The following is a 25,628-nucleotide window of genomic DNA, read 5'->3' on the forward strand; positions in this document are numbered from 1 at the left end:
GCCCATGGAAACACGCGCCAACTACACCATCATCGGCCTCTTCACCCTTGCCGTCATCGCGGCCGGGTTCATGTTCGTCTGGTGGTTCACCGGATCGGTCAATCGCGGGCCGCGCACCTCCTATGACGTGGTGTTCAGCGGCGTGGTGAGCGGACTGCAGACGGGTTCGTCCGTCACCTTCAACGGCATTCCGGTCGGCGAGGTGACTGCGCTGCGCCTCGACACGCAGGACCCGCGCAAGGTCGTCGCAACCATCTCGGTGCAGCCGAGCACGCCGGTCAAATCGGATACGCGGGCCAATCTCGACACGCAACTGCTCACGGGCCTCGCCTCGGTCGGCCTGGTCGGCGGTTCGACGCAGGCCGCGCCGCTGCCGACACCGCCGGAAGGCGAACTGCCGCGCATCGACGCCAATACCTCGGCGGTGCAGGACCTCATGCGCACCGCGCGCGAGGTGCTGGGGCGCGTCAACGACGTCGCCATCCGCATCGACGATCTGGTCAAGGCCAACGACGCGAAGATCTCCTCGGTGATCGACAATGTCGACAAGTTCACCCAGGCGCTGGGCGACAATGCCGGCAATCTCGACAGCTTCCTGAAGGAGATGGGCGGGGCGGCCGAGCGCATAAGCAGGCTGGCCGACAACCTCGACAAGGTCGTCACCTCCTTCGATCCGAGCAAGGTCGGCAACACGATCGACGATGTGAGCCGCTTCACCGCTCAGCTCGACAGCATGGCGCTCAAGTTCAACACCATCCTCGACAACGTCAACGCGATGACCACCAGCGAGGAAGGCAAGGGCATGTTCAACGAGATCAGCGGCGCTGCCACCGAGGTGCGCAAGCTCGCGGCCAATCTCGACACCCGCACTGCCGAACTTTCGGTCAATCTCAACAAGTTCACCGGGCCTGGGCTGCGTCAGTACGAGGCGCTGGCGGTGGACGGACGGCGCACGCTGGCGGAGATCGAGCGCGTTTTCCGTAATTTCGAACGTAACCCCCGCCAATTCATCTTTGGCGGGTCGAACGTTCCCAATTACAGTGGGCGGTAGCCGATGGGGCTCTGGGGACGTGACGGCGGCAGGGGCTTAAGAGTGACCTTTGACGAAAGGTGCCGCAGGCTTGCCGGCCGTGCGAGCGTTCTGGCTGTTGCCCTGATGCTCGGCGGTTGCGGCACGCTGCTGTCCGGCGGCGACAAATCGGTGCCGACCTTCGACCTGAGCGCGCCGGCGGATTTCAACGCGCCGCGCCGCGGGACGGGGTTGCTCGTGATCGGTCCGCCGAGCGCGCTGGCAGTGCTCGACACCGAGCGGATCGTCGTCGAGCCGCAGCCCGGCCAGATCACCTATCTCGACCGCGCGCAATGGAGCGACCGTTTGCCGGCGCTGTTCCAGGCGCGGCTGATCGAATCGTTCGAGAACGGCAATCGCGGCCGCTCGGTCGGGCGCGCCGGCGACGGGCTGAGCGCCGACTACATGCTGCTGTCGGACCTGCGAGCCTTCGGGATCCGCACCTATGAGGGCGGGCCGGAGGCCGTGGTCGAGGTCTCGGTGAAGATCGTCGGCTCGGCGTCGGGCCGGATCGCCGCCGCCCATGTCTTCACCGCACGGGCCCCGGCCTCTTCGACCAGCGGCCCCGACGCGACGCAGGCACTGGACGCCGCGTCCGACGAGGTCTTCGTGCAGATCGTGCGCTGGGCGTCGAGCCGGTTCTGAGAACGGCCTGATCGAAGGGATACTGAAAAAGCCCGGCCATTGGCCGGGCTTTTTGTTTTCCGGCTGGTCCGGGCGATGGCTGTCGACGGTGGGCAAGCCGGGGATGGCGCTCTTTCCGGGAGCGCAAACGAAAAGGGCGCGGCTCGCGCCGCGCCCTCGGGTTTCGCAATGAGGAAGGACGTCCTCAGAAGTCCATGCCGCCACCGAAACCGGGCCTGCCCGGTTTCGGTGCTCGACGAACCGCAGGGGTGGATGGACGTCCTCAGAAGTCCATGCCGCCACCGAAACCGGGCTTGCCCGGTTTCGGCACTTAGCGAACCGCAGGGGCGGATGGACTTCCTCAGAAGTCCATGCCGCCCATGCCGCCGCCCGGCATCGCCGGGGAGGCGGCGCCGCCCTTCTTCGGGATGTCGGCGATCATCGCCTCGGTGGTGATCAGCAGCGAGGCCACGGAGGCCGCGTTCTGGATCGCCGAGCGCAGCACCTTGGCCGGGTCGATGACGCCGGCCTTGTACATGTCGACATACTCGCCGGTCTGGGCGTTGAAGCCGAAGGAGTAGCTGTCCTTCTCCAGGATGCGGCCGACGATCAGCGAACCGTCTTCGCCGGCATTGGACGCGATCTGGCGAGCGGGGTACTGAACCGCCTTGCGGACGATGTCGACGCCGGTCTTCTGGTCGGCATTGGCAGTCTTGACGCCGTCCAGCGCCTTGATCGCGCGCAGCAGGGCGACGCCGCCGCCCGGAAGGACGCCTTCCTCGACCGCCGCGCGGGTGGCGTGCAGCGCGTCGTCGACGCGGTCCTTCTTCTCCTTGACCTCAACCTCGGTCGCGCCGCCGACGCGGATCACCGCGACGCCGCCGGCGAGCTTGGCCAGGCGCTCCTGCAGCTTCTCGCGGTCGTAGTCCGAGGTGGTCTCCTCGATCTGCGCCTTGATCTGCGCGACGCGGCCCTCGATGTCCTTCTTCGAGCCGTTGCCGTCGACGATGGTGGTGTTCTCCTTCTCGATCACCACCTTCTTGGCGCGGCCGAGCATGTTGAGGGTCACCGTGTCGAGCTTGATGCCGAGATCGTCGGAGATCGCGGTACCGCCGGTCAGGATGGCGATGTCCTGCAGCATGGCCTTGCGGCGGTCGCCGAAGCCCGGCGCCTTGACGGCCGCGACCTTGAGGCCGCCGCGCAGCTTGTTGACGACCAGCGTGGCGAGCGCCTCGCCCTCGATGTCCTCGGCGATGATGAGGAGCGGCTTGGAGGTCTGCACCACGGCCTCGAGGACCGGCAGCAGCTCCTGGAGGCCCGAGAGCTTCTTCTCGTGGATGAGGATGTAGGGATCCTCGAAGTCGACGCGCATCTTCTCGGCGTTGGTGATGAAGTAGGGCGAGAGGTAGCCACGGTCGAACTGCATGCCTTCGACCACGTCGAGCTCGGTCTCGGCGGTCTTGGCCTCCTCGACGGTGATCACGCCCTCATTGCCGACCTTCTGCATCGCCTCGGCGAGATACTTGCCGATCTCGGCGTCGCCATTGGCGGAGATGGTGCCGACCTGGGCGATCTCGCTGTTGGAGGTCACCTTCTTGGCGTTCTTCTTGAGGTCCGCCACGATGGCCTCGACGGCGAGGTCGATGCCGCGCTTGAGGTCCATCGGGTTCATGCCGGCGGCTACTGACTTGGCGCCCTCGCGCACGATCGCCTGGGCGAGCACGGTGGCGGTGGTGGTGCCGTCGCCGGCGAGGTCGTTGGACTTCGAGGCCACTTCGCGCACCATCTGCGCGCCCATGTTCTCGAACTTGTCCTCGAGCTCGATTTCCTTGGCGACGGTGACACCGTCCTTGGTGATGCGCGGAGCGCCGAAGCTCTTCTCGATGACAACGTTGCGGCCCTTCGGACCCAACGTGACCTTCACCGCGTTGGCGAGGATGTCGACGCCGCGCAGCATCTTCTCGCGCGCGTCGCCAGCAAACTTAACTTCCTTGGCAGACATGATCTTTTCTCCGGTGAAGCGTTGCGAGCAGCGTAAGGGGCGACCTCACGCGGCCTTCTTGGCCGCGGTGGTGCCTTCCAGCACGCCGAGGATGTCGGACTCTTTCATGATGAGGTAATCGACGCCGTCGATCTTGACCTCGGTGCCCGACCACTTGCCGAACAGCACCCTATCGCCGGCCTTGACGTCGGGCGGCACGAGCTTGCCCGCTTCGTCGCGCGCGCCGGGGCCGACCGCGATCACTTCGCCCTGCGAGGGCTTTTCCTTGGCCGAGTCGGGAATGATGATGCCGCCCGCGGTCTTCTCTTCCGCGTCAACGCGCTTGACCACGACCCGGTCATGCAGGGGACGGAACTTCATCGGTTCTCTCCAAAATTCTGGAAGATCGTTTGATCCGGCAAACGCACCGGCCGGCACCCTGAAGGCAGCCAGCGTTGCGGCACGCTACCGCTCGGACATCTAGGCGCCGGGCGAAAGCGGCGCAAGGTGCGCGGGGCAAAAAATTGGCAGTCGTGCAGCCTGAGTGCCAACAGGGCGCGGACAGCACTGTCAGCACTCAAGTGAATATGCTGCTAGTGCATTGAATTTGAACATGAATTTGAAAAATTCACCTTGTCGGCGACTCCGGCCGGCCGCACAATCGGATTCGGTCGCGAAAGGAGGTCCGCATGGCAGGTCATGGGGTATCGTCGAAGGGCGTGGCGTCGGGCAGGGTGGTGACGGAGGACTTCCGGCGGCAGCTTTCCGGTTACGGGCTGACCACGGCCGAGATCCTCTACCGGATGCCGGACCACCCGGCGATTCTGCAAAGCTATCTCTGGCAGCATTACGATCTGTGTCCGCATTTTCCGGAGCTGAACCGCTTCCTGGAATTCTGGAAGCGGGAGCTGGAGGGGCCGCTGCATTCGGTTAAGGTGGCCCATTCGCGGCTCATCGGCCCGGCGGAGCTGCGCAGCGTGGACGGAGTTTTCCTGCTGAACTGAGCCTTGCGGCTTTGCCTGTCTTTTGATCGCGCTGCCCTCTTAATGTCGCTTACGACGTGCTATGAGGACGGCGAAAAGGGGCCCAATGCCGGGTCCCGTCGGAATGCAGGCATCTGGTCAGCCCCTTGGATCATCGCTCGCCGCGTACGTCGGAGCTGCTCTCCGCCATCGTCACCGCCCATTCGGCGGAGCGTATCGGCGTGGGCGAGATCGTGCACGCGCTGCGCAACCGCGCCTTCGGCCTGTCCATCCTTCTGCTGGGCCTGCCGAACTGCCTGCCCATGCCGCCGGGCCTGCCGGTGATCTGCGGCATCCTGCTCTGCCTTGTCGGCGGACAGATGCTGGTGGGGCGCGACGAGCTGTGGCTGCCGCGCTGGCTGGCCAACCGCACGATCTCGCGCACGCTGCTCGAGAAGATCGTGCACGGCTCGCTGAAGTGGATCCGTCGCTTCGAGGGCTATTCGCGCCCGCGGCTGCCCTATTTCTCCAGCGCCTCGGCGCGCTTCGTGCTGGGCGGCATGGTGCTGCTGCTTGGCCTGCTGCTGCTGCTGCCGATCCCGATCTTCGGCAATCTGCCGCCGGGTATCGCGGTGGTCATCCTTGGCCTCGGCCTGGTCGAGCGTGACGGCGTTTTCATCATCGCCGGCGTGGTCGCCACGCTCATCAGCTTCGGTGTGATGGGGCTGCTGAGCTGGCTGCTGTTCCAGGGCGCCGTCGCCTACATCTGATCGCCGGAAGCGACATGTGCCGGCGGTTGCATTCCGTGAAATACAACCATAGGATGCTATCAAGGTCTGGGCACAATCGATTTGTGTGGGGCGGAGATGGCATCGGCGGATGGGCGGACGGGGTCGGCGGCGCATCCGGCGCCCGCCAATGCGCGCAAGCGGCTGATCCTCTGCCTCGACGGCACGTGGAACACGGCCGATGGCGAGGAGATCACCAACATCGTCCGGCTGCGCGACATGCTGCAGCCGGGGATCACCGACGGCGTCGAGCAGCGCGTCTATTACGACGAGGGTGTCGGCACGCTGGGCGGGCTCGACAAATTGCTCGGCGGCGGCACCGGGAAGGGCCTCGATGTCAATGTTCGCCAGGCCTACAAATTTCTCAGCCACTTCTATGAGCCGGGAGACGAGATCTACATCTTCGGCTTCTCGCGCGGGGCCTTCACGGCGAGCAGCCTTGCCGGATATGTGGGCGCCAGCGGCCTGCTGCGCCGCGACAGCTGCACGCGGGAAAATGAGGAGGCCACCTGGCTGCACTACCGCACCGACGCCAAGGACCGCTATCCCAAGGAAGGGCTGAGGCTGAGGGAGCTTTGCCACGAGGACGTGCGCATCCGGATCCTCGGAGTGTTCGACACGGTCGGCGCGCTCGGCGTGCCGCTCGACGTCACGGACTATCTTGTCGGCCGCCGCAGCCGCTACCAATTCCACGACACGACGCTGTCGTCGGTCATCGATCATTCGCTGCACGCCGTGGCGATCGACGAGAAGCGCCGGTTCTTTCCGCCCTCGCTCTGGCAGGTGCCGCAGCACGCCAACTTTCGGACCGTCGAGCAGGTCTGGTTTCCCGGCGTGCACTCGGACATCGGCGGCGGCTATGGCGAGGGCGGCGTCGGTGCCCTGACCCTGCGGTGGATGCTCGACCGCATCGCTGGCCTGAACGGGGAGGCGGGGCAGGCGTCGCTGGTCTTCCGGCGTGGCGAGATGGAGGCGCTGCGCGCCGACGGACAGGCGCCGATCCACGAATCCCGGCACCGCTTCAAATCGGTCCTCAGCAACTACAAGCCGGCGCTGCGGGTGATCGCCCAGCAGCGGCCGGACACCAGAGATTACAAGCTGGCGGCGTTGCCGCCGCATGCGCGGCCCATTGGCGAGTTCGTGCACCTTTCCGCCTTGGAACGGCTGACGAGCACCAATGCTGCAAAAAAGAAAGATTACGCTCCGCTCAACCTGCTCCACGCCCTGGCGGAGTTCTTTTCAGCCGAACACGTCGCGCTGCCCCATCCCAGGGTGCAACTCGGCTTTATGGGCAACGACGGTCCGCTGGACTGGCTTCACGATACGACCGATTTCACCGCACTCCAGGATGCGCTGGAGCCGGGCCGACATCCGGCGCTGGCAATGGCGAAGGCGAACTGGTCCCAGCCCGCAGCTTAGCCCGTCCTCATCCCCGCCCGACGAAGGGCGCGCTCGTGGCCATGATGGTCATGGTCAGCACGTTGGCGTCGAGCGGCAGGCCGGCCATATAGGCGACCGCCCGGCCGGCATGGACCGGATCGAAGGTCGGCTCGACCATGATCTGGCCGTTGGCCTGCAGGATGCCGGTCTTCATCTTCACCGCCATGTCGGTGTCGGCATTGCCGATATCGATCTGCCCGCAGGCGATGTTGTGGGCGCGGCCCTCCAGCGCCACCTGCTTGGTGAGGCCGGTGACGGCATGCTTGGTCGCCGTATAGGGGCCGGTAAGCGGGCGCGGGGCATGGGCCGAGATCGAGCCGTTGTTGATGATGCGGCCTCCCTTCGGATCCTGCGCCTTCATCAGCCGGATGGCGTGCTGGGTGCACAGGAACACGCCGGTGAGGTTCACGTTCACCACGCGCTGCCAGTCCTCCAGCGCGATGTCCTCGATCGGCGTGGCTGCCGACCAGCCGCCGGCATTGTTGAACAATACGTCGAGCCGGCCGAAACGCTGCGCGACGGCATCGAAGAGCGCGGCGACGGAAGCGGGGTCGGCGACGTCGGAGGTGACGACATGGCCGTTGCCGTCCATGGCGCCGGCGACGGCCGCCAGCGGCTCCGCCCTGCGGCCGGTCAGCACGACGGTGAATCCGGCCTCGCCGAGGGCGAGCGCGGCGGCCTTGCCGATGCCGGTACCGGCGCCGGTGACGAGGGCGATGCGATTGGCGTTCATGCTGGTTCCTCCCGAGGCCGGCGAAGATGGACGAGAGCTGGCCGGCGGACAAGACGGGCCGGCCTTTCCCACCAGTTACCGCCGAAAATCGCTCTCGCAAGGAACCGTGAAGATATTCTCACGTTATCGGGGAGACGTAAAAGTCATTCATACAGGAGGTGGACACCATGCCCGCGATTCTGATGTGGCTCATCGGTATTCCGATTCCGATCATCATTCTCTTGTACCTCATTACCTGACGTTAGTGAGGCGATGCCGCCGGGCGGCCCTTTCGTCTATTGCCTCCGGCGCTAGCGGCCGTAAGGCGGGCGGGGGATCGCGTTATGCGCAGCCCGCAGTGCCGCGGACCAGCGTTCGCGCAGATCGTGGAAATACGGCTCGCCCGGCTCGATCCGGTAGCTGAGTTCGGACTGACCGGCGTCGCGGCGCGCGACGATCAGGTCGATCGGCATGCCGACGCCGAGATTGGAGCGCATGGTCGAGTCCATCGAGATCAGGCCCGACTTCACCGCGTCATAGAGGTCCATCTCGAAGGTGATCGAGCGGTCGAGCACCGGCTTGCCATATTTGTGCTCGCCGATCTGCAGGAAGGGCGTGTCGCTGGTGCACTCGATGAAGTTTCCGGCGGCGTAGATCATGAACAGGCGCATCCGCCCGCCATTGACCTGGCCGCCGAACAGGAACGACACGTCGAAACGCAGGTCGGCATCCTTCAGCGCCTCGCCGTACAGCTCATAGACATGGCGCACCGCGCGACCGACGAGCTGGGTCGCCCGGAACATACTGGTACAGGTCGAGAGGGTTTCCTTCTGGCCGGTCTCCGGGTTGTCCAGTCCCTCCTGCAGCGTGCTGATCACCGCCTGCGAGATGGAGAGATTGCCGGCTGTGGAAAGCGCCAGGACATGGCGGCCCGGCTCCTCGAAGATGTGGAGCTTGCGGAAGGTCGACACGTTGTCGAGGCCGGCATTGGTACGGGTGTCGGCGATCATGACGAGGCCGTCACGCACCAAAATACCACAGCAATAGGTCATGAGAAGGCGCTTCCCTTGGTCCGCCGCCGGTACGAGGCCGGCGACTGCTCCCTGCGCCCTTATAATGGGGCGCTTTCCTGCCCGGCAACCTCAGCCCTGTATCTGACGGCTCGACTGGTCGACTTTGAGGGCGACGGTGAGGTTCTCGTCGCCGCCGCCGTAACGGTTTCCGCGCACGGGCGCGGCACCGAGATAGTCGAGCCCCACGGCCACCCGGACATAGGTGTCGGTCGGGCACTGCCGGTTGGCGGCATCGAAGCCGATCCAGCCGAGACCGTCGATATAGGCCTCCGCCCAGGCATGGCCGGCCTGGTGCCCGGCGCGTTGCGCGGCCTCGGCGCCGTCGCCGACGAGATAGCCGCTGACATAGCGGGCCGGCACGCCGATGAGGCGCGCGCAACTGGCGAAGATATGCGCGAAGTCCTGGCAGACGCCGCGCTTGAGCTTGAACGCCTCGGCGGCGGTGGTGGAGACATGGGTCGGGTCGGGATCGAAGGCCATGGCGTCGGCGATGGCCTCCATCAGGGCATGGAGCCGGGCGATCCGGTCGGTCTCGCCGCCGTCCACCGCCGCCGCGAAGGCGGCGATCTCGGAATCGGGCGCGGTGAGATCCGTGCCGCGCAGGAACAGCGAAGGGGGAAACCGCTCGCTGATGCCGCGAATGACGCCGGCCGTGTCCTGCGTCTCGACCTCGCCCTCCACCAGCACCCGCAATTCGCCGATCGGGCCGTCGACGGCGAAGGTGTGGGTGAGGTTGCCGAACGCGTCCTGATGCGCCTGCAGCCGGCAGCCTTCCGACACGTCGATGCGCCACGAGACCACGTACTGGCCGTCATGGTTGCGGGGCGTCAGCCGCAGGGTCTGGATCGCGCCGTTGGCCGGCGGATCGTAGGTGTAGGTGGTGGCGTGGTTCACATGGATACGCATGACGCTGGCCGGTTCAGAGCAGGTATTGCTCGGTGACGGAGGAGCCGAGGCGGTTGTTCTCGATCACGAAGGAATCGATGAACTCGTGCAGGCCGGTCACGAAGATGTCGTCCATCCGGCTGTTGCCGAGCCTGGTGAGGGTTGAGCGGGCGAGGCGCTGGGAGCTGCCCTGCCGGCCGTAATAGGCGGCGATGTCGTCGAGATAGCGGGTGATGTTCTGGTAGCAACTCGTCAGCGAGCGCGGCATCTGCGCGTTGAGAATGAGCAGGTCCGCGACGAGCCAGGGCTTCACGCTCTCGCGGTACACCCAGTGGAAGCTGGTCAGCGCCGACACCGAACGCAGGATCGAGGCCCACTGGAAATAGTCCAGCGGCCCGCCGACATGCTCGGTGTCCGGCAGCAGCACATGATACTTCACGTCGAGAATGCGCGCGGTGTTGTCGGCGCGCTCGACATACATGCCGACGCGCGAGAACCAGAAGGCGTCGTTGCGCAGCATGGTGCGGTAGGCGGCGCCGTCGAAGCGCAGCGAGGTCTCCTTCACGAAGGACATGAAGCGGGCGAGTTCCTCGCGGGTCATGTTCTTGGTGGAGTAGCGCTTGAGCTCCAGCCAGGCCGAGTTGATGGTCTCCCACATCTCCATCGTCAGCGCCGTGCGCACCGAGCGGGCATTGGTGCGGGCGATCTCGAAGCAGTTGCGGATCGAGGACGGGTTCTCCGGCGCGAAGGCGAGGAAATTGATAACGTTCTGCTCGTTGATCTCGTCGCCGTGGATCTGCTTGAACAGGTCCGCGCAGCCGGCGGTGAGCAGCGCCGAACGCCATTCATTGGTGGAGCCGCCATAGGCCGCCGGAAGCTGCGCCAGGCGCTGGGTCACGTCGAGGATGCGGGCAAGGCACTCCGCCCGTTCCATGTAGCGGGACAGCCAGTAGAGATTGTCGGCAGTACGAGAAAGCATGGGACCCGCGTTCTATTTGGCGTTGCGCCAGGCGAGCGTGGCGACGCCCGCTGCGATCAGGAGTGAACCGCCGACCCGGTTGATGGCGGTGACCAGGCGCTCGTTGTGGACCGCGCCGCGCAGGCGGCCGGCGAGCAGCGCGTAGCCGAAGGCGTTGGCGGCGGCGAGGGTGAGGAACGTCGCCTCGAAGATCATCAGCTGCGTGAGGAAGTCGCGCGCCGGATCGAGGAACTGCGGCAGGAACGCCACGAAGAAGGTGATGCTCTTGGGGTTCAGCGCCGTCACCACCCAGGCATGCAGCATCATCTTCCAGGACGAGCCGGCCGTCCGGGCCTCCCCAAGGCTGGCGCTGCCGCCGGCCCGCCAGAGCTTGATGCCGAGCCAGATGAGATAGGCCGCGCCGACCCATTTGAGGACGGTGAACAGCGCCGCCGAGGTCGCCAGAAGGGCGCCGAGGCCGAGCATGGAAAGCGTCATGGCGGTGAAGTCGCCGAGCGCCACGCCGAGCGCGACGGGAAACGCCACCTTGCGCCCCTGGCCGAGCGCATAGGAGACGACGAGCAGGATGGTCGGTCCGGGTATCACCAGCAGGACCGCCGAGGCGGCAATGAAGGCCAGCCATGTTTCAATCGGCATTGGTGCTCCCCCTCTTTGTCGGCCCTTCCGCGGGGAGGGGCCGGTTCCCTTCAGCTCTCCTCCAGCACCCAGGTGTCCTTGGTTCCGCCGCCCTGGCTCGAGTTCACCACCAGCGAGCCGGCTTCCAGCGCGACGCGGGTGAGACCACCCGGCACGATGCGAACCCGGTCGGAGCCGGTGAGCACGAAGGGACGAAGGTCGACATGGCGCGGCGCGATGCCCTCGTCGACAAAGGTCGGGCAGGTGGACAGCGCGAGCGTCGGCTGGGCGATGAAGTTGGTCGGGTCCTGCTTCAGCTTGGCGCGGAACAGCTCGATCTGCGCCTTGTCGGCGCGCGGGCCGATGAGCATGCCGTAGCCGCCGGAGCCATGGACTTCCTTGACCACCAGTTCGTTCAGGTGATCGAGGACATATTTGAGATGATCCGCCTCGCGGCAGCGCCAGGTCGGCACGTTCTTCAGCAGCGGCTCCTCGCCGAGATAGAAGCGGATGATGTCCGGCATGTAGCTGTAGACCGCCTTGTCGTCGGCGACGCCGGTGCCGACCGCATTGGTCAGCGTGACGTTGCCGGCGTTGTAGGCGCTCATCAGCCCGGGCACGCCGAGCGCGCTGTCCGGCCGGAAGGCGAGGGGATCGATGAAATCGTCATCGAGGCGGCGATAGATGACGTCGACCCGGCGCGGTCCCTCGGTGGTGCGCATGTAGACGACGTCGTTGCGCACGAACAGGTCGCGGCCCTCCACCAGCTCGACGCCCAGCTTGTCGGCGAGGAAGGAGTGCTCGTAATAGGCCGAGTTGTAGATGCCCGGCGTCAGCACGACGACCGCGGGGTCGCTGCTGGAGCTGCCCGGTGCGAGCGACTTGAGCGTCGCCAGCAATTCGTCGGTGTAGTTCTCCACCGGTGCCACGCGGTTGTCCGCGAACAACTCGGGGAAGAGCCGCATCATGATCTCGCGGTTCTCCAGCATGTAGGAGACACCGGAGGGCGTGCGGGCATTGTCTTCCAGCACATAGAAGGTGTCGGCGTCGACGCGCACCACGTCGATGCCGGCGATGTGCACATAGAGGTCGTGCGGCACCTTCTGGCCGTTCATCTCCGGGCGGAAGGCCGGATTCTGGTAGACGAGATCTTCGGGCACCACGCCGGCCTTGAGGATCTCACGGCGCGAATAGATGTCCTTGAGATAGAGGTTCAGCGCCTTGACGCGCTGTTCCAGCCCGAGCGACATCCGGCGCCATTCGGTGCCCGTGAGGATGCGCGGAATGATGTCGAAGGGGATCAGGCGCTCCTGGGCGTCACTGTCGCCATAGACGGCGAAGGTGATGCCGATGCGCCGGAAAATGAACTCCGCCTCCCTCCGGCGATAGTCCAGCACGTCTGGCGGAACGTCGCTCAGCCAGCGTGAGAGCGCGGCATAGGCGGAACGGATGGAGCCGTCCGCATTGGTCATTTCGTCGAAGGCGACGCTCATAGGTGTAAATCTACTCCCCAACTCCCTCAAGTTAGCTACAAAGCCCATGCCAGCGGAAGGGGAGGAACACTCCCCAGAGCGAATATCGGCAGATTGCGTGCGGTTTGCCCATTTGGCAGGCGGACTGCCCTTGCTTGTGGCGCAGCTTGCGTTGAATTGCGGCGGACGGCATGCCGGCCTGCCGGGTGACGGAGGAGAATCGGATGACGGCCTCGGCAGAGCCGGTGACGGCGGCGATCCTGGTGATTGGCGACGAGATACTCTCGGGCCGCACCAAGGACCGGAACATCGGCTATATCGCGGAATATCTGACGGCCATCGGTGTGGATGTGCGCGAGGTCCGGGTGGTGCCGGACGTCGAGGAGGAGATCGTCGCGGCGGTCAACGCGCTGCGCGCGCGCAACACCTATCTCTTCACCACCGGCGGCATTGGTCCGACCCATGACGACATCACCGCCGACTCGATCGCCAAGGCGTTCGGCGTCGCGATCGACGTCGACCCGCGCGCCCGCGCCATGCTGCTCGAATATATCAAGCCGGAAGACCTCAACGAGGCGCGGCTGCGCATGGCGCGCATCCCGGCCGGGGCCGAGCTGGTGCCCAATCCGGTCTCCAAGGCACCGGGCTTCTGGATCGGCAACGTGATCGTGATGGCGGGCGTGCCCACCATCATGCAGGCGATGCTCGACCAGGTGGCGCCGAAGCTGCGCACCGGCATCCGCATGCTGTCGGAGACGGTGCGCGCGGACGCCAAGGAGGGCGACGTCGGCGGTCCGCTGGGCGAGATCGCCCGCGCGCATCCGGAGGTGAGTATCGGCAGCTACCCCTTCATGAGCGAGGACGGCCGGCCGAACACCAACCTCGTCGTTCGCGCCCGCGACCCGGAGAAGCTCGCCGCCGCGGTGGCGCAGGTGCAGGCGATGGTCGAGGCGGTGAAGCGGCGCTGATCCTGATCGGCCTCGTGGTGGAGATGCTGCTCTTCGCGACGGCGACCCGGCTTGCCGCGTGGTGCGGAGGCGGAGACGCAAGGCGGGGGATTCCGGCGGTGCGGCACTGGAGAAGGCCGCCCGCTCCCGCTATTGATCTCGGTTGAACATTCCAAGAGCCGACCGGGATACTGCTCGATGTCCGACGACCGCCAGAAGAAGGCCTTTCCGGTCTCCTGGGACCAGTTTCACCGCGATGCCCGCGCGCTTGCCTGGCGTCTCGCCGGGGCGGGCCCGTTCACCGGCCTCGTCTGCATCACGCGCGGCGGGCTCGTGCCGGCGGCCATCGTGGCGCGCGAGCTGGGGCTGCGGCTGATCGAGACGGTCTGCATCGCCAGCTATCACGACTACACCAAGCAGGGTGAGATGGAAGTGCTCAAGCCGATCGCCGAGGTCGTCACCGCGGCGGCCGGCGCGGGCGGGCGGGGGCTGCTGGTGATCGACGACCTCGTCGATACCGGCAAGACGGCGCGGCTGGTGCGCGAGATGCTGCCCGAGGCGCATTTCGCCACCGTCTACGCCAAGCCGCTCGGCCGGCCGCTGATCGACACCTTCATCACCGAGGTGAGTCAGGATACCTGGATCTATTTCCCGTGGGACATGGGGCTGAGCTTCCAGCCGCCGATCCGCGACGGGGTGGCGTGAGGACGAGGCGATGACCAGCGGCTACGACAACCCGGACGACGAGACTGACGAGGCCTATGACGCGGCTTTCGAGGCGCACCGCACGGCGCTCTACGACATGCTCATGACCTATGCCGACGAGCACGATCTGAGCGACGGCTTCCTGTCGCTTCTGGCCTCCGACATCGGCCTGTCCCTGCGCATGGTGGCCTATGCCTCGGAGACCGAGAAGCCGTCGGTCGGCGGGCTGCGGCTCGACCTCGACCGCTTTGCCCGCGAGCTCGGCGAGAGCGTGCGCGACGCCAAGAAATATGCCGCCGAGTTCATCGCCGAGGCGAAGGCGGCGCGCGAGGCGGAAGACTCCGAGGAGGACGAGGAGCCCGAGGAATCCGATCCGGAAAGCCGCCCGTCATGACGGGTTCGGCTCCCGGGCCGTCTCGCCTTTCGGCTGACCCTGCGGTATGCCGGGGTGCGGCAAAACGCGCCGCTTAGGGAACCTTACCGATGACCCCCGCGATCATTTCCGCCATCCTGCGTTCGCCGATCACGGCTCTCGTCGCGCGTCTCCTCCTGGTGTTCATGTTTCTCGGCAGTGCCATCAGCAAGATCACCGATTTCGCCGGCGCACAGGCCGAGATGGCCTATTTCGGGCTCAACCCGCCGCGGCTCTTCGCCGTGGCGACGATCATCACCCAGCTGCTCGGCTCGGTGCTGATCCTCGTCAACCGCGCCGCCTGGCTCGGCGCCGGCGCGCTGGCGGTGTTCACCCTGCTGACCATTCCGATCGCCCACCATTTCTGGACCATGGAAGGCCAGATGGCGCTGATCGAGTTCTATTTCACGGTCGAGCACCTCGCGGTGATCGGCGGCATGATGCTGGTCGCCATCCTGGCCGAGCGCACGCGCGCGGCCTGACGGCGAGGAGTTGAGACGGGAGCCTTCATGAATACCGCGGTGCGCAAGATCGACCCCAACAGCGATGCGGCCATCGCCGCGTCGGTGACGCCGCGCCCCATCGAGGAGATCGGCGCCAAGCTGGGCGTGCCGGCGGCCTCGCTCTACCGCTATGGCCCCGACAAGGCGAAGATCGCGCTCGACTTCGCCCGCAAGGCCGAGGCGAAGGCGGATGGCAAGCTGATCCTCGTCACCGCGATCAACCCGACGCCGGCGGGCGAGGGCAAGACCACGACCACGATCGGCCTCGGCGACGCGCTGGCCCGCGCCGGCAAGCGCGTCGCCGTCGCGCTGCGCGAGCCGAGCCTCGGCCCGGTGTTCGGCTCCAAGGGTGGCGCGACCGGCGGCGGGCACTCGCAGATCGTGCCGATGCAGGACATCAACCTGCATTTCACCGGCGATTTCCACGCCATCAGCGCCGCGCACAACCTGCTCGCGGCGATGATCGACAACCACATCTACTGGGGCAACGCGCTCGACATCGACACGCGGCGCATCAACTGGCGGCGCGTCGTCGACCTCAACGACCGGGCGCTGCGCAGCGTGGTGGTCGGCCTCGGCGGACCGGGCAACGGCTTCTCGCGCGAGGACGGCTTCGACATCACCGTGGCGAGCGAGGTGATGGCGATCTTCTGCCTCGCGCGTTCGCTGGAAGACCTCGAGGACCGGCTCGGCCGCATGGTGGTGGCGCAGAACCGCGCCCGCCAGCCGATCACCGCCGGCCAGCTCAAGGCGACCGGCGCGATGGCCGCGCTGCTGCGCGACGCTTTCCAGCCCAACCTGGTGCAGACGCTGGAGGCGACGCCGGCCGTGGTGCATGGCGGGCCCTTCGCCAACATCGCGCATGGCTGCAATTCGGTGATGGCGACGCGCACCGCGCTCGGCCTTGCCGACTATGTCGTCACCGAAGCCGGCTTCGGCGCCGACCTCGGGGCCGAGAAATTCCTCGACATCAAGTGCCGTCAGGCCGGTCTCGCGCCCTCGGCCGTCGTCATCGTGGCGACGGTGCGGGCGCTGAAGATGCATGGCGGCGTGGCGCAGAAGGACCTCGGGCCGGAGAACGTCGCGGCGGTTTCCGCCGGCACCGCCAATCTGGTGCGGCACATCGAGAACATGAAGTCCTACGGCCTGCCGGCGGTGGTGGCGATCAACCGCTTCACCAGCGACACGCCGGCCGAGATCGAGGCCATCAAGGCCGCCTGCGCGGCGGTCGGCGCCAGCGTGCATCTGTGCTCGCACTGGGCGGAAGGCTCGGCCGGCGCGGTCGACCTCGCCGCCGAGGTGGTGGAGCTCACCGCCGCGCCCTCGTCCTTTAAGCCGCTCTATGAGAACAGCCTGCCGCTGGTGCAGAAGATCGAAACCATCGCCCGGCGCATCTACCGCGCCGGCGCGGTCTCGATCGAGCCGGCGGCGCTGCGTCGGCTCGGCGAGTTCGAGGCGCTCGGCTATGGCGAGCTGCCGGTCTGCATGGCCAAGACCCAGTACAGCTTCTCCGCCGACCCGACCCGCCGCGGCGCGCCGGAAGGCTTCACGCTGCCGGTGCGCGAGGTGCGCCTGTCCGCCGGCGCCGGCTTCGTGGTGGCGCTGTGCGGCGACGTGATGACCATGCCCGGCCTGCCGTCGCACCCGGCGGCGGAGGACATCTTCGTCGACGAGACGGGCTTCATCGGCGGCGTGTTCTGAGAAGGACGCGGCCCGCCATTGTCCCGGCACATTACCGGGGCGATGTCGGGAAGACCGTCGCGCGTGCGGGCGTGGCGAAATTGGTAGACGCAACGGACTTAAAATCCGTTTCTCTCTGAGAGTGCCGGTTCGAGCCCGGCCGCCCGCACCAGTTCGATTTTGCTATATGTTTCAATCGCTTGGCTTGTCACCTGTAGTGAAATCCGGGAGAAAATGACGGGAGAAATCGGGAGGCAAAACGGCCTTTTGTTCTCTTTTCGTTCTCGTGGAATCAATGGCGCCTTAACGAGGGCGCGTAATATCCCTATGGCCAGCTATCGAACCGCAATCCCACAAGGTTGAATTACCGGCCAAGGGTGATGTCCCGGGCGGGGATACAGTCCCTCAATCCATTCAGCGGATCGAATAGCCCTAGGCCCTAGCAGAATTCTGCATGGGGCAATCCCCGGAAGCCATCCTTCGTTAAGTAGAATATGGCGACATTGCCTGCCAAACTTTTCAATCGAGTAAATAGGCTTCGGTCGCCTTATCCCAATTAGAACTTCATAAGTGGATTGACTGTGAGGGATCGCAAATATCCGATGCTCTCTCTCGTCAATATAAGCGGGACTTTTGTGTGTTCCACAGAAAACAGAAAGTCGCCTGATAAAACGTGTTTCGTCATATATAGAAGAAATTCCTGATAGCCATCGACGATCATTCGTAAGTTTATAAGCCTCTTTGGCGTATCTGCTAAACAATTGATCTACCAAATATTCAAATTCGGGATCTTTATTATCAATGCCATACTTTATTCTTTCAAATGATATGTGTTGGTATGCATGTTGGCTTGATTCTTTATGAACTAGTTTTTCAATGTCTTTGACGTTAAATTGAAGGCAATATCCCGTTTGTTTTGTGTATTGAGTCCATAGGGTTAATACTCCATGCTCATCTTGGGCGGAATTATCTGCTTTGGCAAATGAAGCCATATACGGGTGGCCATATCCGATTCCAGATGAAGCGGTGCTAAATATTGATTGGCATATTGCTTCATAAAATTGAGATACAAGCCGATCATCTAGCGTTTGATTGAATGCATCCGCCGGAACGGCGTTCTTCATTCGGTTGGCAACAGCTTTGAATATGTATTTAAATCCAAAAACGAACTCTGTCTCGTCCTCCAAACCGGTAAATTCGGTCGCGCGTAAGCAGCCCGATTCATAAATACCTCTAAGTCCAGCCTCAGAGGTGTAGTGCGAGAGAAGAAAATCCCGGTTTGTGCCTCTGGTGTTCATGGTGGGATGACACCGTCTGTCCGCATGATTCGGAAGTGCCATTGATCATATCGTCGGCTGTGACGGGCGTATCCAATCAAATAGAAGCGCCCGGCGTGTTTGCCGGGCGCTCTTGAGTGCGGAGCAGGCGTTACGAGCCGAGCCACTCCACCGAATCGTCGTGCTCGGTCCACCGGAACACGTCGCGGATGTCGTCCGCGAGGTCCGGCCGCTCGCGGCAGGCGCTTTCAATCTCGCCGATCAGCACCTCCTTACTGCCACCCTGCCGATAGTGGTCTTCGGCCTCGAAGAGCGCCGGGAAGGTATCGGCGTGGCGCTGCCGGAAGGCATGGGCACGCTCGCGATTGGCGCGCATAGCCGGGGTGAGGTTGGGCATGTCGCCGCGGCGCGCCCTTCGTTGCTGCGCATGCCAGCTTTCCTCAGGGCGCCGATGAGCGCGAGGTCTGGCTCGACCGCTACATGGCCTACCCGATCGCGTCCGGGGCAGATCCCGAACAGGTCCAAAAGGCGCGTGCCGCCGTCGCGACGAGTTTGAACAGCTTTAGTCCCGAGCAGGACGAGGCGATCCTCCAGGCTGGCGGTTTTTCAAACGTCAGCCTGTTCTACGCCGCCTTCACCTGGCGCGGCTGGGTCGGGAACGCGTGAGCGAAGAACAGGGCGGCAGCGCCAGCCGGCACTGATGCACCAATGTGCCGCGGCGTCCGATCGTCACGGATGTCCGGGCCGGCAGCGAACCGCACGGTGTCAGCTTCCGAACACCTCGCGGGCGATGCTGGCGAAGGCCGCGACCGCGCCGAGGCTGCGGGTCTCGCGCCGTGTCACGAGATATTCGCCCGCGGTGGTGTTCGCGTCGCTGATCGGGAGCGCGCGAAGGCGGGGATCGAAGCCGAGTTCGCGGTCCATGACGATGCCGACGCCGATGCCGGCCGCGACCGCTTCCTTCACCGCCTCGCGGCTGCCGAGCACCATATGCGGGGCGATCGTGATGGCGTCGCGTGCCAGCGCGCTCTCGAACAGCTGCCGCGTCATCGAGCCGGGCTCGCGCAGCACAAGGCGCTGGCCGATCAGCTCGCGCGCCGTGACGCTGTCGCGCTCCCACCACGCATGCGCGGCGTGGACCATGATCAGCACGCTCTGGTCCAGAAGGTGGTCGCAGGCGAAGGCCGGATCCGGCGCGCGTAGCGTGACGATGGCGACGTCCACCCGGTGCTGCGCCACGAGGTCGAGCAGGCTGCTGGAATTCTCCAGCCGCACATCGAGCTGCACGCCGGGATACTGCGCAGTGAAGCGCTCCAGCAGCGGCATGGCGACATAGGGCGCGCACAGGCCGATCGCCAGATAGCCGGCATGCAGGGTGCGCCCGTCGTCCATCCGCGCGCCGATATCGTCGAGCATCAGCATCACCTGCCGCACGCGGGGCATGAGATCGCGCGCGTCCGGGGTGAGCTCGATGCCCGCGCCGGTGCGCAGGAAAAGCCGCGCGCCGACCGCATCCTCCAGCGACTTCACGTGCTGGGTGATGGCCGACTGGCTGACGCCGAGCGCCTGGGCGGCCTGAGAAAAGGTGCGATGGGTGGCCACGGCATGAAAGGCACGGAGCTGGGCGAAGTTCATGGCGGGCGGTTCTCGCGACTTAAGTTCGGCTTCATTCTGGCGTCACACACTTTAACGACACTTATATCACGGACCTCAACTCCCCCGCCGCCGGAGAGACCGATGCACGTGATTTCGATGAAGAAACTGGCCCGAGCCACCGTTTTTGCGACGGGCCTGATCGCCCTTGGCGCAACCGCCTCGCTGGCCAGGGAAGTGGTGATCTACAACGCCTCGGACAGCGTCAACAGCGCGCTGGTCGGCGCCTTCAAGACGAAATACCCGGACATCGAGGTGAAGTTCGTGTCCGGCTCCACCGGTCCGATCACCGAGCGCGCCATCGCCGAAAAGGCCAAGCCGCAGGCCGATGTCGTCTACCTCGTCAACAATGTCGCGCTCGATCAGCTCAAGCAGGCCGGCGTGTTCGAGCCCTATGCGCCGAAGGACAGCAAGATCGCCCCGGCCTTCCGCGACCCGGATGATTTCTACAGCAAGTACTTCGCTACCACGATGTGCATGGTGGTGAACAAGGACCGGTTGGCGCAGAAGGAACTGCCGATGCCGACCAGCTGGGAAGACCTGATCAAGCCGATCTACAAGAAGGAAATCTCGCTGCCGTCGCCGCTCAAGTCCGGCACCGGCGGGGCGATCCTGACCACTTTCGTCGACGCGTTTGGCTGGCCTTTCGTCGAGAATCTCAACGAGAACGTCTATCAGTACGCCGACGGCGGCTCGGCCGGCGCGGCGCTGGCGGCGGCGGGGGAAGTGGCGATCGGCCTGACCTTCGACACCACCTGCTTCGAGACCAGGTCGTCCGGCAAGCCGGTCGAGATCGTCTATGGCCGCATCACCCCGAACGTGACCGAGGGCGGTGGCCTGGTCGCGGGCGGCCCTAACCCGGAGGAAGCGAAGATCTTCCTCGACTTCATGGCGAGCGAGGAAGCCGCCGCCGTGCTCGGCAAGGTCGTCGGCGCAACGGCGGTTCCCGGTCACGGCCTCGTCGATCTCTCGCAGATCACGCTGTGGCAGATGCGCCGCCCGGTCGACATCGCCGCGTTCCGGCGCGAATTCGCCAGCCGGATCCTGAAGCAGTAATGAACGACACGAGCTTCCTGCGCGTGCCGGCGCGGCCGACCCTGGACCAGGGCCGGCCGCATCTGGCCGTTCGCGATGTCCATAAGCGCTATGACGGCCATCGGGCGGTGGACGGGGTGTCGTTCGAACTGGCCAGGGGCGAGTTCGTGACATTGCTGGGCGATTCCGGTTGCGGCAAGACAACGCTGCTACGGATCATCGCCGGCTTCGCGCAGCCCGATGGCGGGCAGGTGCTGCGGGCGGGGCAGGACGTCACCCATATGCCGCCGGCCAGGCGCCGCATGGGTTTCGTGTTCCAGTCCTACGCGCTGTTTCCCACCAAGACGGTGGCCGCCAACATCGGCTTCGCGCTGACCGGCGGCCGGGCGGCGCGGGACCGGCGCATCACGGAGCTCGCCCATCTCGTCGAGATCGCTCCCTTGCTGGCGCGTTATCCGCACGAGCTTTCCGGCGGCCAGCAGCAGCGCGTGGCGCTGGCCCGGGCGCTGGCCTCCGATCCCGAGATCCTGCTGCTGGACGAGCCCATGTCGGCGCTCGACGCCCGCATCCGGGTGAAGCTGCGGACCGAACTGCGCGCCATCGTCGACCGGCTCGGCATCAGCACGGTCTATGTCACGCACGACCAGGAGGAGGCGCTCGCGCTGTCCGACCGCGTGGCGGTGATGCGCGACGGGCGTATCGACCAGATCGGTTCGCCGATGGAGATCTATCATCGGCCGCGTTCGCTGTTTGCCGCGCAGTTCATCGGCATCTCGAACCTCGTCGAGGGCCGGGTGGCCGCGGGCGGCCTCGACTCCGCCGACGAGTTCTGGCCACTGGCCGTGCCGGCCGACGTGCTGCGGGGTACCGTCGTCACAGCCGTCTACCGGCCGGAGCACATCGCGCTGGCGACGGGCGAGGGCGGGCTCGCCGGGCAGGTCGACACCGTGACCTTCCTTGGCGCCAATGTTCGGCTCACCGTGAGGCTCGCCTCGGGCCGGGTGGTGACCGCCGACCGTCCCTCGCATGAGGCGAGCCTTTGGACCCGCGGGTTGGACGTGTCGCTGCGACCGGACGCGATGCGCGCGGTCGTTCTGGCCGAGGGGCGCGGTCGATGACGCCGTCGCTTCGGCATCTCCCCGGCAGCGTGCTTTCCGCCACCGTCGCACTGATCCTCTTCGTCTTCATCGCCTACCCGATCGGCGCGGTGCTGGTGGAGAGCTTCGTCATTTCCGGCCCGATGCCGCTGGCGAAGCTGAAAGCCGTGACCGAGGAGGCGCTGGAAAAGCTGCCTCCCGGCGAACGCGCGAGCCTGATCAGCCGCTGGAGCGAGACCGCGAACCAGACGGAAGAGGTCGACGCGACCGCGGCGGCATTCGGGCTGAACGGCGTGCCCGTCGATTGGGACTGCAAGGCCGCCTATTCCGATCAGGTCGTGGCGATGGCGGCAGCACTCGCCGCGCTGCCGGCGGACCAGCGCACGGCAATTCATCGCGATACCGCCATCGCCCATGTGATGCTGCACAAGCGCACCGCGCTGGCCTTCAAGGTGCGCGACCAGCTCGGCACCGCCAAATTCGACGCGCTGCGCAACGGGACGGAGGACCGCTGGGGCCTCGACCACTATCTCAGGGTCTTCGATGTTCCCTATCTGCGCAGCGCCGCGCTCAACAGCCTGGCGCTGGCGGGCATATCGGTGCTGTTCACGGTCTCGCTGGCCTTCGCGCTGGCCTATGGCATCAATTGCGGCGGCGTGCCGTGGCCGGGCGCGACGCGGGTCGTGCTGCTGATGCCGCTGGTGGCGCCGCCGGTGCTGATCGCCACCGCCACCATCATGCTGTTCGGCCGGCGCGGGCTGGTGACGCATACGCTGCTCGACCAGGGGCTTGGCCTGATCGATGCCGACCAGACCAATCTCTACGGCTTCTTCGGCGTCGTGCTGGCACAGACGCTGTCCTTCATGCCGGCCGCGCTGATCGTGTTCGACAATGTGCTGCGCACGCAGGACGGCCGGGTGAACGAGGCCGCCGCCGGGCTTGGCGCCGCGCATTCACGCACCTTCCGCCATGTCACGCTGCCGCTGGCATGGCCGGCGATGAAGCGCGCCATCGTTCTGGTGTTCATCATGAGCCTGACGGATTTCGGCAACCCGATGATCCTGGGTCGCGATACGCCGGTGCTGGCCGGCATCGTCTATGACGAGATCACCGCCTATCGGAACACCCCCTTGGCGGCGGCGCTGTGCATGTGGCTGATCATCCCCTCGCTGCTGCTCTATCTCGGGCTCGAGCTGATAGGGCGCCGCAAATCCTATGCCGGCGCCGGCGGAACGCGCTCCGAGTTGCCGATGCCGGCGCACTGGCGCGCCGGACTCGGCGTCATGACCGGCACGGTCGTCGCGTTGGTGTTCGCGGTCTATGGCACCATGGCCCTCGGCGCGGTGACGCGGGTCTGGGGCGTCGACTGGGGTTTCACGCTCGGCTATTTCGCCCGTGCCGGGGTCGATGTCGGACTGTCCGGCACCGGCTATGGCAGCTCGGAGCGCGGGCTTGACCTGGTGTGGGACAGCGTGCGCCTCGCCGGCATCGCCGGTCCGGTCGGCGGCCTGTTCGCGGTCATCGTCGCTTATGTCGTGGAGAGGCTGCGCCCGCCCGGCGCCAATCTCATCATGTTCCTGGCGCTGGTGCCGGCGATCCTGCCGGGCATCATCTTCGGCATCGGCTACATCGTCGCCTTCAATGTTCCGTTCGGCATTCCCGCCCTGTCGCTCACCGGCACGTCGGCCATCCTTGTGCTGAACATATTGTTCTCGAACCTGTTCGTCGGCGTGCTGGCGGCGCGCGCGGCGCTGCAACGGCTCGACCGCTCGGTCGACGAGGCGGCGGAGAGCCTCGGCGCCGGGCTGGTCTCGCGCTTCTTCCGGGTGACGCTGCCGATGCTGCGGCCGGCGCTGCTGCTCGGTATGCTCTATGTCTTCATCGATGGGCTCACCACCCTGTCCTCGGTGATCTTCCTGGTGTCCGGCAATCACAAGTTGGCCTCGGTGGCGATCTTCAATCACGCGACATCGGGCGACTATGGCTATGCCGCCGCCAAGAGCCTCGTCCTGCTCGGCTTCGCGCTGGCGGCGATGGGGCTTGCGTGGCTGATCGAGAACCGCAAGCTGAACCTTGGCCGGCTTTCCCTGCCGCGCCTTTCCCTCATGCCCCAGCGAGCCAGCCTGTGACAGACGACCTGGTCCGACGCGACGCGGCCGCCTTTTTCCATCAGACCGGCTCCAGCCCATGCCTCGGAGCGCTGCGCGCGGCCGACGGCATCTGGCTGGAGGACATGCAGGGCCGCCGCTTCATCGACCTGCACGGCAACACCGCTCACCATCTCGGCCACCGCCATCCCGAGCTGGTCGCCGCGCTCAAGGACCAGCTCGACACGCTGGCCTTCGCGCCGCGCCGCTTCACCAACGAGCCGGCGATCCTCCTGGCGGAGAAGCTGCTGGCGCACTGGCCTGGCGAACCGGCCCGGGTGCTGTTCGCCACAGGCGGGTCGGACGCCGTCGAGATCGCGCTGAAGCTGGCCCGTGTCGCCACCGGGCGGCATGAGACGATCTCGCTGGAGGGGTCCTATCACGGCCATGGCTTCGGGGCGTTCGGGCTGTCGCAGGCACGGCCGGATGCGCGGCTCGGGCCGTTCCTGCCAGGGCGCCATCATGTGACGCCCTATTGGCACGGCCCTGACGGGCCGGAGCGGATGATCGAGGATATGCGCCATATCTTCGCGCGCTCCCCCGGCATCGCCGCCGTCATCGCCGAGCCCCTGCGCTCCAATTGCCATGTGCCCCCACCGATGCTCTGGCCCGAGGTGAGGAGGCTGTGCGACGCCCATGGCGCCAAGCTGATCTTCGACGAAATCCCCTCCGGCCTCGGCAAGACCGGGCGCTTCTTCGCCTTCGAGCATTTTGGCGCGACGCCGGACATGGTGGTGCTCGGCAAGGCGCTGGGCGGCGGTCTCCTCCCCATCGCCGCCGTCATCGCCGACGCTCGCCTGAATGTGGCGCCGGAGCTGGAACTCGGCCACTACACCCATGAGAAGAATCCGCTCACCACGCGTGCGGCGCTGACGGCGCTGGAGATCATCGAACGGGACGGGCTGGTGGCGCAGGCGGCCCGGATGGGCGCGCGGCTGGTCGCCGGTATCGACGAGATGGCGCGGCGAACGCCCTTCATCGTGAGGGTGCGCGGCCTCGGGCTGCTGCTGGCGGTCGAGTTCGACGCGTCCTTCTCGGACATGGTGCCGGGCGACGCCTTCTCCGGCCGGCTGGTGGAGGCATGCTTCGCTCAAGGGTTGTCCACCACCTCGAAGGGGCCGGCGAGCATCGGCCTGTCGCTGCCGCTCGTCGTCACCGACGACGAGGTCGACGACGTGCTCGGGCGGATCGAGCGGGTCGGCTCCAAAGCCGGCCGGCCGGCGCGACCGGCCTGAAGTTACCGGCCGCCAAATAGGCTATGCCGGCCGCGCCGAGGGGCCGCCGGCCCGGGATCCGTCCGCTGCCGCCAATGCCTGGTCGGCGTCGAGGCCGGCCCGACGGGAGCGCAGAACGAAGCCCCACCTTCCTGGCTCCGTCGCCGATACGGGGCGCGATGTTCGAGAGGCTTGCCGGTTCGAACCCGGCCGGCCTGCTCTTGCGCGCCTGTATCCCCTTCATATCGGCGGATGATTGAACGATAATTTCGAGTAAGGGCGCGACGAACGATGTATCAGGATACTCAGAGGTCGGCATCGCAGACTTGATGGGATTCAGCCGCGAGATGAATGTGCC

26 protein-coding genes and 1 tRNA gene are annotated in these 25,628 nt (G+C 65.8%); 16 read left to right on the forward strand and 11 right to left on the reverse strand.

Going from position 1 to position 25,628, the window contains the following annotated elements; translation table 11 throughout:
* Positions 1 to 4 precede the first annotated feature (4 nt).
* Together AC1PZ7_RS11955 and AC1PZ7_RS11960 are read left to right on the forward strand one after the other, a co-directional pair.
* Positions 5 to 1,051, forward strand: a complete 1,047-nt coding sequence (locus AC1PZ7_RS11955) for an MlaD family protein (RefSeq protein ID WP_482355447.1) — start codon at positions 5 to 7, stop codon at positions 1,049 to 1,051.
* Positions 1,052 to 1,054: 3 nt separating this feature from the next.
* The gene (locus AC1PZ7_RS11960) at positions 1,055 to 1,714 is read left to right on the forward strand and encodes an ABC-type transport auxiliary lipoprotein family protein (RefSeq protein WP_482355448.1); all 660 of its coding nucleotides are present in this window, start codon (positions 1,055 to 1,057) and stop codon (positions 1,712 to 1,714) included.
* 340 nt (positions 1,715 to 2,054) lie between these two features.
* Here the strand turns inward: AC1PZ7_RS11960 and groL are convergent, their stop codons facing one another.
* Together groL and groES are read right to left on the reverse strand one after the other, a co-directional pair.
* A complete protein-coding gene (gene groL / locus AC1PZ7_RS11965; RefSeq protein ID WP_482355449.1) occupies positions 2,055 to 3,695 on the reverse strand; it encodes a chaperonin GroEL in 1,641 nt (546 codons plus the stop codon).
* A gap of 45 nt (positions 3,696 to 3,740) precedes the next feature.
* A complete protein-coding gene (groES, locus tag AC1PZ7_RS11970; protein ID WP_482355450.1) occupies positions 3,741 to 4,055 on the reverse strand; it encodes a co-chaperone GroES in 315 nt (104 codons plus the stop codon).
* A gap of 308 nt (positions 4,056 to 4,363) precedes the next feature.
* Between groES and AC1PZ7_RS11975 the strand changes: the two genes are divergently transcribed.
* The 3 genes from AC1PZ7_RS11975 (at position 4,364) to AC1PZ7_RS11985 (ending at position 6,843) form a co-directional block, all read left to right on the forward strand.
* Entirely contained in the window at positions 4,364 to 4,678 is a 315-nt protein-coding gene (locus AC1PZ7_RS11975) for an usg protein (RefSeq protein WP_482355451.1), read from the forward strand.
* Positions 4,679 to 4,803: 125 nt separating this feature from the next.
* Positions 4,804 to 5,406 carry an exopolysaccharide biosynthesis protein gene (locus AC1PZ7_RS11980; RefSeq protein ID WP_482355452.1) on the forward strand — a complete coding sequence of 201 codons (603 nt, stop codon included), beginning with the start codon at positions 4,804 to 4,806 and terminating at the stop codon, positions 5,404 to 5,406.
* A gap of 96 nt (positions 5,407 to 5,502) precedes the next feature.
* Positions 5,503 to 6,843, forward strand: a complete 1,341-nt coding sequence (locus AC1PZ7_RS11985; protein ID WP_482355453.1) for a DUF2235 domain-containing protein — start codon at positions 5,503 to 5,505, stop codon at positions 6,841 to 6,843.
* A 7-nt stretch (positions 6,844 to 6,850) separates the two neighbouring features.
* On the opposite strand, the gene AC1PZ7_RS11990 is transcribed toward AC1PZ7_RS11985, so the two are convergent.
* From AC1PZ7_RS11990 to AC1PZ7_RS12015, 6 genes are all read right to left on the reverse strand, one after another.
* Entirely contained in the window at positions 6,851 to 7,597 is a 747-nt protein-coding gene (locus tag AC1PZ7_RS11990) for an SDR family oxidoreductase (RefSeq protein ID WP_482355454.1), read from the reverse strand.
* A 290-nt stretch (positions 7,598 to 7,887) separates the two neighbouring features.
* Complete coding sequence (locus AC1PZ7_RS11995) at positions 7,888 to 8,628, reverse strand: proteasome-type protease (protein WP_482355455.1); 741 nt, start codon at positions 8,626 to 8,628, stop codon at positions 7,888 to 7,890.
* A gap of 90 nt (positions 8,629 to 8,718) precedes the next feature.
* Positions 8,719 to 9,555, reverse strand: coding sequence for a transglutaminase family protein (locus tag AC1PZ7_RS12000; protein WP_482355456.1), 837 nt, complete (start codon positions 9,553 to 9,555; stop codon positions 8,719 to 8,721).
* 13 nt (positions 9,556 to 9,568) lie between these two features.
* Positions 9,569 to 10,513: an alpha-E domain-containing protein gene (locus AC1PZ7_RS12005; RefSeq protein ID WP_482355457.1), complete on the reverse strand. Its 945-nt coding sequence runs from the start codon at positions 10,511 to 10,513 to the stop codon at positions 9,569 to 9,571.
* 12 nt (positions 10,514 to 10,525) lie between these two features.
* The gene (locus AC1PZ7_RS12010) at positions 10,526 to 11,149 is read right to left on the reverse strand and encodes a LysE family translocator (protein WP_482355458.1); all 624 of its coding nucleotides are present in this window, start codon (positions 11,147 to 11,149) and stop codon (positions 10,526 to 10,528) included.
* A 50-nt stretch (positions 11,150 to 11,199) separates the two neighbouring features.
* Positions 11,200 to 12,621 carry a circularly permuted type 2 ATP-grasp protein gene (locus tag AC1PZ7_RS12015; RefSeq protein ID WP_482355459.1) on the reverse strand — a complete coding sequence of 474 codons (1,422 nt, stop codon included), beginning with the start codon at positions 12,619 to 12,621 and terminating at the stop codon, positions 11,200 to 11,202.
* Between the two features lie 203 nt (positions 12,622 to 12,824).
* Here AC1PZ7_RS12015 and AC1PZ7_RS12020 point away from each other — a divergent pair, with 203 nt between their 5' ends.
* From AC1PZ7_RS12020 to AC1PZ7_RS12045, 6 genes are all read left to right on the forward strand, one after another.
* Positions 12,825 to 13,568 (forward strand): competence/damage-inducible protein A, encoded by a 744-nt coding sequence (locus AC1PZ7_RS12020; RefSeq protein WP_482355460.1) that lies wholly within the window; start codon positions 12,825 to 12,827, stop codon positions 13,566 to 13,568.
* 177 nt (positions 13,569 to 13,745) lie between these two features.
* A complete protein-coding gene (gene gpt, locus AC1PZ7_RS12025; protein WP_482355461.1) occupies positions 13,746 to 14,252 on the forward strand; it encodes a xanthine phosphoribosyltransferase in 507 nt (168 codons plus the stop codon).
* Between the two features lie 10 nt (positions 14,253 to 14,262).
* Positions 14,263 to 14,646 carry a hypothetical protein gene (locus AC1PZ7_RS12030; RefSeq protein ID WP_482355462.1) on the forward strand — a complete coding sequence of 128 codons (384 nt, stop codon included), beginning with the start codon at positions 14,263 to 14,265 and terminating at the stop codon, positions 14,644 to 14,646.
* Between the two features lie 89 nt (positions 14,647 to 14,735).
* Positions 14,736 to 15,146, forward strand: a complete 411-nt coding sequence (locus AC1PZ7_RS12035) for a DoxX family protein (protein WP_482355463.1) — start codon at positions 14,736 to 14,738, stop codon at positions 15,144 to 15,146.
* A 27-nt stretch (positions 15,147 to 15,173) separates the two neighbouring features.
* The gene (locus tag AC1PZ7_RS12040) at positions 15,174 to 16,868 is read left to right on the forward strand and encodes a formate--tetrahydrofolate ligase (RefSeq protein ID WP_482355464.1); all 1,695 of its coding nucleotides are present in this window, start codon (positions 15,174 to 15,176) and stop codon (positions 16,866 to 16,868) included.
* Between the two features lie 65 nt (positions 16,869 to 16,933).
* A tRNA-Leu gene (locus AC1PZ7_RS12045) sits at positions 16,934 to 17,019 on the forward strand.
* Between the two features lie 163 nt (positions 17,020 to 17,182).
* Here AC1PZ7_RS12045 and AC1PZ7_RS12050 read toward each other — a convergent pair.
* Both AC1PZ7_RS12050 and AC1PZ7_RS12055 read right to left on the reverse strand, forming a co-directional pair.
* On the reverse strand, positions 17,183 to 18,145 hold the full coding sequence (locus AC1PZ7_RS12050) for a DUF2971 domain-containing protein (RefSeq protein ID WP_482355465.1): 963 nt from the start codon (positions 18,143 to 18,145) through the stop codon (positions 17,183 to 17,185).
* 130 nt (positions 18,146 to 18,275) lie between these two features.
* Entirely contained in the window at positions 18,276 to 18,521 is a 246-nt protein-coding gene (locus AC1PZ7_RS12055) for a hypothetical protein (protein WP_482355466.1), read from the reverse strand.
* 83 nt (positions 18,522 to 18,604) lie between these two features.
* Between AC1PZ7_RS12055 and AC1PZ7_RS12060 the strand changes: the two genes are divergently transcribed.
* A complete protein-coding gene (locus tag AC1PZ7_RS12060) occupies positions 18,605 to 18,790 on the forward strand; it encodes a hypothetical protein (RefSeq protein WP_482355467.1) in 186 nt (61 codons plus the stop codon).
* Between the two features lie 99 nt (positions 18,791 to 18,889).
* On the opposite strand, the gene AC1PZ7_RS12065 is transcribed toward AC1PZ7_RS12060, so the two are convergent.
* Entirely contained in the window at positions 18,890 to 19,759 is an 870-nt protein-coding gene (locus tag AC1PZ7_RS12065) for a LysR substrate-binding domain-containing protein (RefSeq protein WP_482355468.1), read from the reverse strand.
* Positions 19,760 to 19,861: 102 nt separating this feature from the next.
* Here AC1PZ7_RS12065 and AC1PZ7_RS12070 point away from each other — a divergent pair, with 102 nt between their 5' ends.
* From AC1PZ7_RS12070 to AC1PZ7_RS12085, 4 genes are read left to right on the forward strand one after another with little or no spacing between them, the layout of a single operon-like run.
* Positions 19,862 to 20,833 carry an extracellular solute-binding protein gene (locus tag AC1PZ7_RS12070; RefSeq protein ID WP_482355469.1) on the forward strand — a complete coding sequence of 324 codons (972 nt, stop codon included), beginning with the start codon at positions 19,862 to 19,864 and terminating at the stop codon, positions 20,831 to 20,833.
* Positions 20,833 to 21,930 (forward strand): ABC transporter ATP-binding protein, encoded by a 1,098-nt coding sequence (locus tag AC1PZ7_RS12075; protein ID WP_482355470.1) that lies wholly within the window; start codon positions 20,833 to 20,835, stop codon positions 21,928 to 21,930. Before AC1PZ7_RS12070 ends, AC1PZ7_RS12075 begins: the two co-directional genes overlap by 1 nt.
* The gene (locus tag AC1PZ7_RS12080) at positions 21,927 to 24,038 is read left to right on the forward strand and encodes an ABC transporter permease (RefSeq protein WP_482355471.1); all 2,112 of its coding nucleotides are present in this window, start codon (positions 21,927 to 21,929) and stop codon (positions 24,036 to 24,038) included. Before AC1PZ7_RS12075 ends, AC1PZ7_RS12080 begins: the two co-directional genes overlap by 4 nt.
* Complete coding sequence (locus tag AC1PZ7_RS12085; RefSeq protein ID WP_482355472.1) at positions 24,035 to 25,291, forward strand: aminotransferase class III-fold pyridoxal phosphate-dependent enzyme; 1,257 nt, start codon at positions 24,035 to 24,037, stop codon at positions 25,289 to 25,291. Before AC1PZ7_RS12080 ends, AC1PZ7_RS12085 begins: the two co-directional genes overlap by 4 nt.
* Positions 25,292 to 25,628: the final 337 nt, after the last annotated feature.

This window comes from Ancylobacter sp. TW_SC_1 (assembly GCF_056836805.1).